The sequence below is a fragment of the Erwinia phyllosphaerae genome (assembly GCF_019132875.1).
Classification (GTDB): Bacteria; Pseudomonadota; Gammaproteobacteria; order Enterobacterales; family Enterobacteriaceae; genus Erwinia; species Erwinia phyllosphaerae.
Window position 1 is genome coordinate 397755 of sequence record NZ_JAHSPF010000003.1, and the last position, 12428, is coordinate 410182.

Genomic DNA, 12428 nt, shown 5'->3' on the forward strand with positions numbered 1-12428 from the left:
ATGGTTGCCTGAGCGGCGAATTGCGATACAGCTTAAGGATAGGTGACAGAAAAAAAGCGTGCAGAGGAAGTTTTAACGCGGTTTCAGCGCGGGCGCAGCGTGATGTTGCGCAAGCAGATATCGTTTTTGCTAAAGGGCCAACCATACGCTGAAACCATTCATGTGAAACAACGTTTCGTATTATAGCTACTCAGCCTGTTGAAAACCAATTAAAAAGTATTTTGAGATACGTGAAAGCTTGTACCAGATCAGGTTGTTGCGCAAAAAAAGCGTTAGCAAGGCTTAGTCAGGAAAGGCGGACGCGGCGTTAATGCGCAAAAAATGACGGCCAGTCGGGCAATGAGCAACGGGCAACAGGCGATATAGCGATAAGCAATGGGCGATAAAGCGACAACCAATGGGCGATAAAGCGACAACCAACGGGCGGCAAAGCGGCGGGCAACAGGTGGTAAAGCGATAAGTCACGGGCGGTATAGCAACGGGCACTGAAGCGATAAGGTGTAAAAAGCGTGATGCACAGTAAACAGTAAAGCAGGAAGGGGATAAACGGGTGCAGAGACGAACAGAAAAAAGGAGCCTAAGGCGATGGTGCGTTCTAGAGGACTCGAACCTCCGACCCCCACCATGTCAAGGTGGTGCTCTAACCAACTGAGCTAAGAACGCGTTATGGTGCGTCCGAGTGGACTCGAACCACCGACCCCCACCATGTCAAGGTGGTGCTCTAACCAACTGAGCTACGGACGCACTGTGGTGCGTTCTAGAGGACTCGAACCTCCGACCCCCACCATGTCAAGGTGGTGCTCTAACCAACTGAGCTAAGAACGCATCATGCTATCTGGGCGACAGCGGGGACGAATATTAACGACAGCCCTGACGCCTTGCAAGCAGAAATCGACAATTTCAGCGCGACTGCTGCGCAACTGTGCGAAGCGCAGCATTTTTAAACATCTGCAGGCTAACCTGCGGATTTATCGCGCTGCTCTCGTCAGCAGACGCTCGGCCGGCTGCCGCTGTAAACGAAGGATACGCCAGACCATCATCACCGCGCTGGAGGTTAAGCCAATGATAAAACCGGTCCAGAATCCAGCTGGCCCCATCGGCGCAACGACCCAGTCCGTTAGCGCCAGGATATAGCCGCTGGGCAAACCCAGCACCCAGTAGGCGATAAAGGTAATAAAGAAGATGGCGCGAGTGTCCTTATAGCCGCGCAGGATCCCGCTGCCGATAACCTGCACCGAATCGGAAAACTGATAAACGGCGGCCAGCAGCATCAGCTGGGCGGCCAGCGTAACGACGGCCGGATTGTGGTTATAAAGCAGCGCAATCTGCTCGCGAAAAATTACCGTAAACAGCGCGGTCAGCAGCGACAGCGACATACCGACACCTTGCGCCGTCCAGGCAGCTACCCGAGCCGCTTCGGTAGAGCCCTGCCCAAGGCGAAACCCGACGCGGATAGTGGTCGCTGCGCCCAAAGAGAGCGGCAATACGAACATCAGCGAGCTGAAATTTAGCGCAATCTGGTGGCCGGCCACGTCAACGATGCCCATTGGCGATACCAGCAGGGCGACCACGGCAAACAGCGTGACTTCAAAAAAGAGCGCCAGCGCAACGGGCAGGCCAAGATTAAACAGCCGCCACAGTACTTTTGCATCCGGCGCGCTGAACCGATCCGGCAGACGAATATCGCGCATTGAACCGGCACGCGAAACCCAGAACTTCATGGCGATAAACATCACCCAGTAAACCGATGCGGTGGCCACGCCGCAGCCGACACCGCCAAGCGCGGGCATGCCAAAGTGTCCGTAGATAAAAATATAGTTAACCGGAATATTGACCAGCAGCCCCAGGAACCCCATCACCATGCCGGGTTTGGTTTTAGCCAGCCCTTCGCACTGGTTACGAGCGGTTTGAAAGAAGAGATAGCCCGGCGCGCCCCACAGCAGCGCATGCAGATAGCCCACTGCCTTATCCGCCATCACCGGATCGATATTGTGCATAGAGCGGATAACGTATCCGGCGTTATAAAGCACTACCATGACCAGCAGCGAGGCAAAGGCGGCCAGCCAGTAAGCCTGGCGTACCTGAAAAGCGATGCGGTCCCGGCGGCCCGAGCCGTTATACTGCGCCACCACGGGCGTCAGCGAGAGCAGCAAACCGTGACCGAAAAGGATAGCGGGTAACCAGATGGACGTCCCTACCGCTACAGCAGCCATATCCGTTGCGCTGACGTCGCCAGCCATTACCGTATCGACAAACCCCATGGCGGTTTGCGCAATCTGCGCAAAAATAACCGGAATTGCCAGCGCCAGCAATTGACGCGCCTCTGTCAGATACTTCTGCACGTATACACCTGTTTTTTAACTGAAGGAAAGAAGACTATTTGATATAGTTTTTAGATCTGACAAGAATAGCGAAAAATTCACCGAGGTCATAATTATGTTTACCGGTATTGTGCAAGGCACCGCAGAGGTGCTGGCGATTGAAGAGAAACCAAATTTCCGTACCCATATCGTTAGCCTGCCGGAAGAGATGCTGCCTGGCCTGGAGCTGGGCGCATCCGTTTCTCATAATGGCTGTTGCCTGACGGTAACCGAGATCAACGGCGATAAAATCAGTTTTGATTTAGTTAAAGAGACGCTACGCATTACTAACCTGGGCGAATTAAAAGTCGGCGATGTGGTCAATGTTGAGCGCGCGGCTAAATTCAGCGATGAAATTGGCGGTCACTTAATGTCCGGCCATATTATGACCACCGCTGAAATTTGCAAAATTATCACTTCGGAAAATAACCGCGAAATATGGTTTAAACCGCAGGACGCGGAGCAGATGAAATATATTCTGCACAAAGGCTTTATCGGCATCGACGGCATTAGCCTGACGGTAGGTGAGGTGACCAAAAGCAAGTTTTGCGTTCATCTTATCCCTGAAACGCTGGCAAGAACCACGCTGGGCGGCAAGCGTCTGGGCGACAGGGTAAATATTGAAATCGATCCGCATACTCAGGCAATCGTAGAAACCGTAGAGCGTGTGCTGGCACAGCGTGAGGCGTCATTGCTGGCGGCGGCGGCAGCAGAAATTCAGCCGCAGGCGGAGTAACAGAACGGCTTATTGCAGGATTGAGCCGGGCTGCAAAATGCAAAATTAACCGCACCTTAAAGTTGTTGCCAACTTAATAAGGTGCGGTTTGATCGATAAATCTTCGTCAGCAGCAGAAATCGGGCGCGCTAAAGCTTAATGCGGTACGCGCAGTCCGCCTTCTTTACCATGGGTAAAGACAACCTGCCAGAGCTGAATATCACGCGCGCGGAAAGCACCCGCACAGGCGTTCAGATAGTAACTAAACATCCGTTTAAAGCGCTCGCCATATTTCTCCGCCAGCTGTGGCCACGCGGTTAGAAAGCGTTGGTGCCAGGCCATCAGCGTTAAATCGTAATCTGCGCCAAAATTATGCCAGTCTTCCATAACAAAATGCGGCTCGTGCGCTTCGGCAATATGGCGTACGGAAGGGAGGCAGCCATTCGGGAAAATATATTTATCGATCCACGGATCGACGTTATCGTCCGTTTTATTGGCACCGATAGTGTGCAGCAGAAAAATACCTTCCGGCTTGAGGTTGCGATCCACCACCTCAAAATAGGTCGCGTAATTTTTCGGGCCAACGTGCTCAAACATGCCGACGGAAACGATGCGGTCAAACTGCCGATCCAGATCGCGGTAATCCTGTAGCAGAATAGTGACGTCCAGTCCTTCGCAGCGCTGCTGAGCCAGCTTTTGCTGTTCAGCTGAAATCGTGACGCCGAACACCGTTACGCCATAGTGGCGCGCTGCATAGGCGGCCAGACCGCCCCATCCGCAACCAATATCCAGTAACGACATACCTGGCTCCAGCTGCAGCTTTTCGCAGATCATTTTTAATTTAGCTTCCTGCGCCTGCTCCAGCGTTTCGGCTTCTTTCCAGTAACCGCAGGAATACTGCATATAAGGGTCAAGCATCAGAGTGAAAAGGTCGTTGCCCAGATCGTAATGCTCTTTGCCCACAATCCAGGCGCGCTTGCGGGACTGTAGGTTGGTTAAGCGGGCGGCGGCAATACGCAGGGTATCTTTAAAATGGCGAGGCAGTTGCTGATCCAGTTTGGCTTTCAGGACGCGGTGAAAAAACATATCCAGCCGCTCGCATTCCCACCAGCCGTCCATATAGCTTTCACCAAGGCCAAGCGAACCTTCCTGCATCACGCGCTTAAAAAAATCGGGTTGGCTGACCTGAATATCCCAGGGACGGCTGCCGTTGATTTCAACGTCCGCGTTGCGCAACATTTCCTGGGTGATCCGAAACCACTGATTTTCTTCCAGGCTCACTTCTTCTATACACGATGAACTCATAGCTTCTCCATCACCCTTCGTGATTGAAATCTGGGAAAAGAATAGTCAATTTCCGCAGAATTGTGAGAAAACGCACGGTAAGTGCGCTGATATCCGACGTTACAGAGGATTGAACTGAAGCCTACAGAGTGGGTGATGCAAGACAGAAAAAGAACACCCGGACAACCCTGTCAGGACTCAAATAATGATACAGATTTGTTATTTTTTTATTGCCTGAAAATGAGTATATGCTCACCTCAGACAATATTCAACGGCTTATTGTTAGGACGCTAACTAAATGGATTCAGGGAGTTAGTGATGGCTTTCAAGCTGTTCCAGCGAGGCGCTTGCTGCCTGTCCCCGCTGTAAAATATAGCCAACAATTGTCATAAAGACAGTACTGAGCATAATCAGCGAAGTGGTAGCCAGCGGCGTAGCGATAAAGCCGGATACCAGCATGCTGGCTACAAAGCACAGGCCAAGCTGAAGGGTGTTTTGCAGCGCGGCCGCTTTGCCGCTCGCCTGCGGGAAAGGCAGCAGCGCATTTGCTACGACGACAGGATAAATCGCGCCGTTCGCCAGCGCCATACCGCAAAACGGCAGCAGCAGGGCCCAGGTTGTCGGCGAATCAATCTGCGCGGCAATAAAAAAGGCGACCACGCTCAAGGCATAAATAGCCAGCAGCCACGGCAGCAGGGAGGCTCCTTCCGTATGTTTCAGCAGCGCGCGGCAGCCGTAGCCGCCGGCCAGAAAGGCCAGCGTCTGCGGCACATAGCTCAGACCGATATCGCCAGGCGACATGCCCAACTCGGCCAGAATAAACGGGGAGCCGGTCAGCCACGCAAAAAAGCTGGCGGAACAGGCACCGTAAATCAGCACGTTGCCACTCCACACCGGCGATTTCAGCAGGGTAAAAAAGCCGATCTTGTCTTCTTCTTTATGCGCTTTAGCCTTTGGCGCAGAGATAAAGAGCGTGGCGATCAGCAGCGCCAGCGCCAGCAGCAGCAGCGCTAAAAAAATCGCGCGCCAGGAAAAGTGATTGAGCAGCCAGGCACCGAGCAGCGGGGCCAGCGCCGGAGAAAGCGCAACCAGCGGCATGATAGTAGCGAAAACGCGGTTGGCCCTGGCGGCCGGATAACGGTCGATCACCAGTGCCTGCCAGCTCACGGCGGCGGCACAGATACCCACGGCCTGTAAAAAGCGCAGGATCAGCAGCACAACCGTGGTATTAACCCACCACATAGCGCCGCAGCTCACGGCAAACAGGCTCAGGCCCATCAGCAGTACCGGCTTACGGCCGATGCGATCGGAAAGCGGCCCCCAGAACAGCTGCGCGCTGGCAAAACCTGCCAGAAAGAGGCTCAGGCTGGCGCTAATTGCGCCAGCTTCGGTGTGCAGATCCTGCTGCATGGCGCCAAAAGCAGGCAGATACATATCGGTGGCAAGAAAACCTGCCACGCTTAGCAGCGCGAGATAAATTAAAAATCCTTTCGATGGCATGACTTCTTTCGCTCTTTTTACCGAATTAATAGGCGGCCGAGAGTGTAAAGGAGTGCCATAGCGCTTGTGAAACGGTAATATTTGTCTGTTGCGTTCAAAAATTTTGCAGGCAGATTATGTGGTCAGAACATTCGCTTGAAGTGATTGATGCGGTAGCCAGAACGGGTAGCTTTAGCGCAGCGGCTAACGAGCTACATCGCGTGCCTTCTGCTATCAGCTATACCGTACGGCAGCTGGAAGAGTGGCTCGCCGTGCCTTTATTTGAACGACGTCATCGCGACGTTGTGCTGACGGCAGCGGGCGAACTTTTCATTCAGGAAGGCCGTGCTGTTATCAAAAAAATGCTTTCCACACGCCGCCACTGCCAGCAGGTCGCTAACGGCTGGCGCGGCCAGTTGAATATTGCTGTCGACAGGATTGTAAAAGCAGAACGAACCCGTCAGCTGGTGGTCGATTTTTACCGTCACTTTCCCGATATAGAGCTGCATCTTTCATCAGAAGTTTTTAACGGCGTCTGGGATGCGCTGGCGGACGGGCGGGTTGATGTGGCGATTGGTGCTACTCAGGCAATTCCGGTTGGCGGACGGTTTGCCTTTCGCGATATGGGCGTATTGAACTGGCGCTGCGTAGTGCAGGCGAGCCATCCGCTTGCGCAACAAAGCGGAAAAGTTACGGAAGAGAACATACGCGAATGGCCTTCGCTGGTGCTGGAAGATACCTCGCGCGCGCTGCCAAAAAGAACTACGTGGACGCTGGATAATCAGCGGCGGCTGATAGTGCCGGACTGGGAGAGCGCGATTGACTGCCTGCTGGCCGGTCTGTGCGTCGGGATGGTGCCGGGCCATCTGGCGCAGCCTCTGCTACAAAATGGCTTGCTACACGAGCTGACGCTTGACCCGCTTTTTCCGGACAGCCCCTGCTGCGTCAGCTGGTCAGAACAGCAGGCTTCGCCCGCCATGCACTGGCTGCTGGACTATCTGGGCGAAACGGAAACGCTGAACAGCGAATGGCTGCGGGAAGCCTGAAAACGGGGCGGTAACATACCGCCCGGCAGGTTAGCGGCGATAGTCGAGGAAGGGACCATCCGCTACGGAGCGACGCTCGATCAGCGTAGGGTGGACTTCAATAGTCTGCGGCTCTTCGCGCTTGCTGGTAATACGGTCGAGCAGCATATTAAAGGCCGTTGCGCCAAGACGCTCTTTCGGCTGATGAACGGTGGTCAGCGCTGGCGTAAAGTAACGCGAGTTGCGCACGTTGTCATAACCGATCACCGAAATATCCTGCGGAACGCGCAGGCCCATCTCGTCAGCGGCACAAATAGCGCCCATTGCCATCACGTCACCGCCGCAAAAGACGGCCGTAGGGCGCTGCTTCTGTGCCAGCAGCTGCTGCATCGCGTGATAGCCTGACTCCGGTTCGAAATCTCCCTGAACCAGCCACTCTTCCCGTAAAGTAATGCCCGCTTCCGCCAGCGCCTTCAGGAAACCTGCATGGCGGCCACCGCCAGTGTTGCGCTCCATGTGGCCGGGGATCACGCCGATATCACGGTGGCCGCGATCGATCAGATAACGTCCTGCCAGATAGCCGCCCTCAAAGGCGTTATCCAGAACCGTATCGGTAAAATCGCCTCGCGACTCGCCCCAGTCCATCACCACCATAGGAATATTGCGATGATCTTCGAGCATTTTTATCAGTTCATCGGGGTATTCGGCACACATGACCAGCAGGCCATCGACGCGCTTTTGCGCCATCATCGACAGATAAGCCTGCTGCTTTTGCAGGTCGTTATGCGCGTTGCCAAGGATCAGCGTATAGCCCTTAGCGAAACAGCTGTGTTCAACGGCCTCAATAATTTCGGCAAAATAGGGCGCTTCGCTGGAGGTCGCCAGCAGGCCAATGGTTTTGGTGTTATTGACCTTCAGGCTGCGGGCCACGGCGCTGGGTGAATAGTGCAGCTCTTTGATCGCTGCCCAGACGGCTTCCCGCGTCTCTTCGGCGACGAAACGGGTTTTATTAATGACGTGGGACACCGTGGTGGTAGAGACACCGGCGCGTTTGGCCACATCTTTTATGGTTGCCATGGAACAAGACTCCTGCGCTGTTCAGTAAGTCACTGAAAAGCGGTTTGTTAAACGTTTGCCTGGAATGATAAAAAACCTGACGTAAATACGCATGATTTGTTGCGGTATGGTTACATCAGGAGGGAGTTAAGGGCGGCGAAACCGGCCTGTTGCCTGCTAAAAAAACCGGCGTGCGGGCCTGTTGCGCAACAAACCGTGGATTCTAACAAGAGCGAAGGGATAAAACGAGGTTTTTACGGCGGTGAAACGACAAAATTCGCCCGTTGCGGCAAACAACTCCGGCTGCCTTGCTTAACGCAGGTTCAGCCGGAGAGGGGATTTTTCACTGGCGAAGCCGTCAGCTTTTAACGAATGGTGCGAGGCGTCATAACCCGTTTTGCCCCCACGTAATGCTGTTCCCAGTAATCATCGGCAAGCGCGCTAACCTGAATATCTTTGCCGGTGCGGGGCGACTGGATAAATTTGCCGTTGCCCAGATAAACGCCAACGTGATCGGCCGCGCCGCGCCCGTTGATGCGGAAGAAGACCAGATCGCCTTTTTCCAGCTCGTTACGCTTTATCGAAGCCGCATCCCTTAAGTGGTACATCTCATTAGCGGTGCGGGGGATTTTAAATTTCACCAGATCTTTATAGGCGTACCAGACCAGACCGCTACAGTCGAAACCGGTTTTTGGCGAGGTGCCGCCCCATAAATAAGGCTTGCCCAGCTGATCCATTAGCTTGTTCATCGCCGTTTCGCGCGCTTTTTGGTAGCGTGCGCGGTGCGCTTTACTGAGCCTGAGCGGGGAGGAAGCGCTGCCGCTGGTCAGGGCTTCTGTCTCTTCAGTCACACGATGGCGACCGTAGCGTTTTTTCGGGGGTAAAGCTTTGGCGGTCTGCTGCTCGTGTTTGCGCAACTTATATTTTTTAATCAGGGAAGTGCGGGGCTTTTTGCTGCTGGTCTCTTTGCCTTTACTGCTTTCTTTGACCTTGCTGGTTTCTTTAACTTTAACTTTACGGGTGGCGGTGGTTTTTATCGGGCGACGCTTGCGGCGATCGTCTTCGCGGGCAGGCGTGGGGCTATTAGCCTTGTGGTGATCCGCTTTAACGGCCGCGTGTGGCGATGCGTGCGCCATGGTCATAAATAGCTGGGCAAAGGCCAGCATCAACAGCGTGATGAGTAAACGCATCTTTACCATTAACAGTTTGTGCTCCCGCCAGCGGCCAGAGCCTGGTTAATCAGGGGACTGCGCAACGGCAGTCGGTTAGGATAATTCTAATCGAACTCATAATGAAAAAGTAAGGCCTTTTTTGTTTCAATGATTACAAAGCGGTAAAAGCTGTAAAATCTATCCTCTTCAGCTGGTTATCTGCACAACCGCACCGATAAATTTTATCAGGAACGCGGTAATAACCTCCGGGAAATGATATTTTAATGCTTTGTTTCCCGAGCGTAGCGACAAGGTTATGGCGTCAGGCTGCTGAAAATGGCATTTTCATCGTACGCGTAGACTCGCTACACTATACAGACACGAAGTAGCCGATTGAGGAAGGCATTAATGAGCACTATTGAGAAGATTGAGCGCCAGATCGCAGAAAACCCGATTCTGCTGTATATGAAAGGCTCGCCTAAACTGCCAAGCTGCGGCTTTTCTGCCCAGGCCGTGCAGGCGCTTTCCGCCTGCGGCGAACGTTTTGCCTATGTCGATATCCTGCAGAATCCGGAAATCCGTGCCGAGCTGCCAAAGTATGCCAACTGGCCAACTTTCCCTCAGCTGTGGGTAGACGGTGAACTGGTGGGCGGCTGCGACATTATCATTCAAATGTTCCAGCAGGGCGAACTGCAGCAGCTGATTAAAGAGACGGCGCAGAAGTATCCGTCTGACGCAGCAGAGTAAGTTTGTCGGTAACGGACGTTACCCGATAAAAAAGGCCTGGCATTACGCCAGGCCTTTTTTTTACTCTCCGCCCGACGCTTCCGGCAGGGGCCAGCCGCCAAGCCGTTTCCAGCGGTTGACCAGCTCGCAAAACAGATCTGCCGTCTGTACCGTATCATACAGCGCCGAGTGCGCCTGGCTGCTGTCAAAAGGCATACCGGCCGCCGTACAGGCTTTTGCCAGCACCGTTTGTCCCAGCACCAGTCCACTTAGCGCGGCGGTATCAAACGTGACGAAAGGATGGAAAGGATTGCGTTTCAGACCGGCGCGTTCCGCAGCCGCATTCATAAAATTCAGATCGAAAGTGGCGTTGTGGGCAACCATGACCGCGCGATTGCAGCCCTGATCTTTAATGCCTTTACGCACCGCTTTAAAGATAGCGTGTAACGCTTCATATTCACTGACCGCGCCACGCAGCGGATTGTCAGGATCGATGCCGTTAAAAGCCAGCGCCTCGGGTTGCAGGACAGAACCTTCGAACGGCTCAACGTGAAAGTGGAGCGTCTCATCCTTCTCCAGCCAGCCGTCGGCGTTCATCTTTAGCGTAACGGCAGCAACTTCCAGTAATGCATTAGTTTTGGCGTCAAAACCGGCGGTTTCAACATCGATCACGACCGGGTAAAAACCGCGAAAACGGCTGCTGAGGGCGTTAAGTTCGTTCGATTCGGACATCAGGATCTCACAGGCGAAAATTGAGCGCGTATTATGGCAAATTTCAGTAAGAGTTGCAGCAGGGGAAGGGGAAAGAAGGGCGCCTTAGCGGCGCCCACAGACTGCTGGCAAACTTAAAGCGAGCGCTAAAATACCCTCGGGTCGTTTTAGCAGCGCGCGACGCTTATGCGCCCAGGCCGTTGCCCGCATGTTTGTTTTCAATCAGCTCGATTTTATAACCGTCTGGATCTTCAACAAAAGCGATAACGGTAGTGCCGCCTTTAACCGGGCCAGCTTCACGCGTGACGTTACCGCCTTCGTTACGAATACGATCGCAGGTGGCTGCCACATCGTCCACGCCCAGCGCGATATGTCCATAGGCGTCGCCCAGGTCATACTTATCCACGCCCCAGTTATAGGTCAGCTCAATCACTGCACCATCGCTCTCTTCGGTGTAGCCCACAAAAGCCAGCGTATATTTGTATTCGGTATTTTCACTGGTGCGCAGCAGGCGCATACCCAGCACTTTGGTGTAAAAGTCTACGGAGCGTTGCAGATCGCCAACGCGCAGCATGGTATGAAGTAAGCGCATAACATCCTCTTTTAAAAAAGTTATCAATTGATAACAAGCATAGCCTGAATTCCTCCTCATCTTGTCAGCGGAAGGAATTTACAGTGGCCCAGCGGCCAGCACAGCAGGATAGCAGCTATAACCCACGGGAAACCAGGAAATGCGTGCTTTATCCTGATGCTGTAGACCGACCCGCCGCGATATCCGGTGTTCTATTTCAGCGTTGGATAGTCCGTATAGCCTTCCGCGCCGCCGCCGTAGAAAAGCGCCGGACGCTGTTCGTTCAGCGGGGCGTTTTGCTGCAACCGCTCAGGCAGATCCGGGTTGGCGATATAGTCGCGGCCAAAGGCGACGGCATCAATCAGCCCTTTCTCGATTAGCGCTTCCGCTTTTTCAGCCGTGTAGCCACCAGCGCCAATAATCACGCCTGGATAAGCCGCACGAATGGCCTGGCGAAAAGCGTCGCTATAAGGCTTGCCGCCCGCCCAGTCCGGCTCAGAAATATGCAGGTAAGCGAGATTACGCTTCGCCAGCTCGCCGATGTAGTAAAGCGCGGCGGCTTCCTGGTCTTCACCGTTGTCCAGGCCGTTAAACGGGCCAAGCGGCGAAATGCGGATGCCGATCCTGTCGGCGTGCCAGCCATCAATGGCCGCATCGACCACTTCCAGCGCAAAACGGGTGCGCTTCTCTACGCTACCGCCGTAGCCGTCGGTTCGCTGGTTGGAGGCTGGTGAAAGGAACTGGTGCATCAGATAACCGTGTGCGGAATGTAGCTCTACCAGATCGAAATCCGCCTCGCGAGCGTTGATCACCGCCTGGCGAAAATCGTTAATCACGTCGTCAATCTCATCCGGGCGCAGTTCTCGCGGCGTAGAAGTTGCCTCACGGATCGCCTGACCTTTTTCATCACGCAATGACGTGCGGGTTTCGGCATTGATAGCGGAAGCGGAAACGGGCGCTTTGCCTTCCGGCTGCAGGCTGCTATGGGAAATGCGTCCGGTATGCCACAGCTGCACTGAGCTATGGCCGCCATCCTGATGAATGCCGGCGTTTATCTCTTTCCAGCGGGCAATCTGTTCGGCGGTATGCAGCCCCGGCGCGCCAGCATACCCTTTGGCCTGGAAAGAAACCTGGGTAGCTTCGGTGATAATGAGTCCGGCGCTGGCGCGCTGGCGGTAGTATTCACCCATCAGCGGCGTAGGGATATCGCCAGGCTCAATACTGCGCAGGCGGGTTAGCGGTGCCATGAAGATACGGTTAGGCACAACAATTGCCCCTACTTTAAGCGGGGTAAAAAGCTTGTTCAGTTCCATCAGCCACTCCTGGTCAAAGACCGGCAAACCGCTGGAT

At 54.1% G+C, this 12428-nt stretch carries 11 protein-coding genes and 3 tRNA genes; 3 read left to right on the forward strand and 11 right to left on the reverse strand.

Features of this window, described 5'->3' with window-relative positions; genetic code table 11:
• Positions 1–586: 586 nt before the first annotated feature.
• The 4 genes from KUE00_RS07840 to KUE00_RS07855 form a co-directional block, all read right to left on the reverse strand.
• A tRNA-Val gene (locus KUE00_RS07840) sits at positions 587–663 on the reverse strand.
• 4 nt (positions 664–667) lie between these two features.
• Positions 668–744: transfer RNA gene (locus KUE00_RS07845), tRNA-Val, on the reverse strand.
• Between the two features lie 4 nt (positions 745–748).
• Positions 749–825 (reverse strand) — tRNA-Val (locus tag KUE00_RS07850).
• A gap of 143 nt (positions 826–968) precedes the next feature.
• Positions 969–2342, reverse strand: a complete 1374-nt coding sequence (locus tag KUE00_RS07855) for an MATE family efflux transporter (RefSeq protein ID WP_246759162.1) — start codon at positions 2340–2342, stop codon at positions 969–971.
• Between the two features lie 94 nt (positions 2343–2436).
• Between KUE00_RS07855 and KUE00_RS07860 the strand changes: the two genes are divergently transcribed.
• The gene (locus KUE00_RS07860; RefSeq protein WP_246759163.1) at positions 2437–3096 is read left to right on the forward strand and encodes a riboflavin synthase subunit alpha; all 660 of its coding nucleotides are present in this window, start codon (positions 2437–2439) and stop codon (positions 3094–3096) included.
• 135 nt (positions 3097–3231) lie between these two features.
• Here KUE00_RS07860 and cfa read toward each other — a convergent pair whose 3' ends face one another.
• Both cfa and punC read right to left on the reverse strand, forming a co-directional pair.
• On the reverse strand, positions 3232–4380 hold the full coding sequence (cfa, locus tag KUE00_RS07865; protein ID WP_246759164.1) for a cyclopropane fatty acyl phospholipid synthase: 1149 nt from the start codon (positions 4378–4380) through the stop codon (positions 3232–3234).
• Positions 4381–4671: 291 nt separating this feature from the next.
• The gene (gene punC / locus KUE00_RS07870; RefSeq protein ID WP_246759165.1) at positions 4672–5859 is read right to left on the reverse strand and encodes a purine nucleoside transporter PunC; all 1188 of its coding nucleotides are present in this window, start codon (positions 5857–5859) and stop codon (positions 4672–4674) included.
• Between the two features lie 116 nt (positions 5860–5975).
• On the opposite strand from punC, the gene punR reads away from it, so the two are divergent.
• Positions 5976–6884 carry a DNA-binding transcriptional activator PunR gene (gene punR / locus KUE00_RS07875; protein WP_246759166.1) on the forward strand — a complete coding sequence of 303 codons (909 nt, stop codon included), beginning with the start codon at positions 5976–5978 and terminating at the stop codon, positions 6882–6884.
• Positions 6885–6914: 30 nt separating this feature from the next.
• On the opposite strand, the gene purR is transcribed toward punR, so the two are convergent.
• Both purR and KUE00_RS07885 read right to left on the reverse strand, forming a co-directional pair.
• Positions 6915–7940 carry an HTH-type transcriptional repressor PurR gene (gene purR, locus KUE00_RS07880; protein WP_246759167.1) on the reverse strand — a complete coding sequence of 342 codons (1026 nt, stop codon included), beginning with the start codon at positions 7938–7940 and terminating at the stop codon, positions 6915–6917.
• Positions 7941–8284: 344 nt separating this feature from the next.
• Positions 8285–9109 (reverse strand): C40 family peptidase, encoded by an 825-nt coding sequence (locus KUE00_RS07885; RefSeq protein WP_281434544.1) that lies wholly within the window; start codon positions 9107–9109, stop codon positions 8285–8287.
• A 369-nt stretch (positions 9110–9478) separates the two neighbouring features.
• Here KUE00_RS07885 and KUE00_RS07890 point away from each other — a divergent pair, with 369 nt between their 5' ends.
• Positions 9479–9817 (forward strand): Grx4 family monothiol glutaredoxin, encoded by a 339-nt coding sequence (locus KUE00_RS07890; protein WP_246759171.1) that lies wholly within the window; start codon positions 9479–9481, stop codon positions 9815–9817.
• Positions 9818–9877: 60 nt separating this feature from the next.
• On the opposite strand, the gene rnt is transcribed toward KUE00_RS07890, so the two are convergent.
• The 3 genes from rnt to nemA all read right to left on the reverse strand — a co-directional run bounded on the left by rnt (position 9878) and on the right by nemA (position 12391).
• Positions 9878–10528: a ribonuclease T gene (gene rnt, locus KUE00_RS07895; protein WP_246759172.1), complete on the reverse strand. Its 651-nt coding sequence runs from the start codon at positions 10526–10528 to the stop codon at positions 9878–9880.
• 163 nt (positions 10529–10691) lie between these two features.
• A complete protein-coding gene (gloA, locus tag KUE00_RS07900) occupies positions 10692–11099 on the reverse strand; it encodes a lactoylglutathione lyase (RefSeq protein WP_246759174.1) in 408 nt (135 codons plus the stop codon).
• 191 nt (positions 11100–11290) lie between these two features.
• Positions 11291–12391: an alkene reductase gene (gene nemA / locus KUE00_RS07905; protein ID WP_246759175.1), complete on the reverse strand. Its 1101-nt coding sequence runs from the start codon at positions 12389–12391 to the stop codon at positions 11291–11293.
• Positions 12392–12428 lie beyond the last annotated feature (37 nt).

What these genes read in the sequence shown, in the direction of transcription:
- rnt (WP_246759172.1), bottom strand. Translation starts at nt 10,528, where the DNA reads ATGTCCGAATCGAACGAACTTAACGCCCTCAGCAGCCGTTTTCGCGGT.
- KUE00_RS07860 (WP_246759163.1), top strand. Translation starts at nt 2,437, where the DNA reads ATGTTTACCGGTATTGTGCAAGGCACCGCAGAGGTGCTGGCGATTGAA.
- KUE00_RS07885 (WP_281434544.1), bottom strand. Translation starts at nt 9,109, where the DNA reads ATGCGTTTACTCATCACGCTGTTGATGCTGGCCTTTGCCCAGCTATTT.
- punC (WP_246759165.1), bottom strand. Translation starts at nt 5,859, where the DNA reads ATGCCATCGAAAGGATTTTTAATTTATCTCGCGCTGCTAAGCGTGGCA.
- gloA (WP_246759174.1), bottom strand. Translation starts at nt 11,099, where the DNA reads ATGCGCTTACTTCATACCATGCTGCGCGTTGGCGATCTGCAACGCTCC.
- punR (WP_246759166.1), top strand. Translation starts at nt 5,976, where the DNA reads ATGTGGTCAGAACATTCGCTTGAAGTGATTGATGCGGTAGCCAGAACG.
- cfa (WP_246759164.1), bottom strand. Translation starts at nt 4,380, where the DNA reads ATGAGTTCATCGTGTATAGAAGAAGTGAGCCTGGAAGAAAATCAGTGG.
- purR (WP_246759167.1), bottom strand. Translation starts at nt 7,940, where the DNA reads ATGGCAACCATAAAAGATGTGGCCAAACGCGCCGGTGTCTCTACCACC.
- nemA (WP_246759175.1), bottom strand. Translation starts at nt 12,391, where the DNA reads ATGGAACTGAACAAGCTTTTTACCCCGCTTAAAGTAGGGGCAATTGTT.
- KUE00_RS07890 (WP_246759171.1), top strand. Translation starts at nt 9,479, where the DNA reads ATGAGCACTATTGAGAAGATTGAGCGCCAGATCGCAGAAAACCCGATT.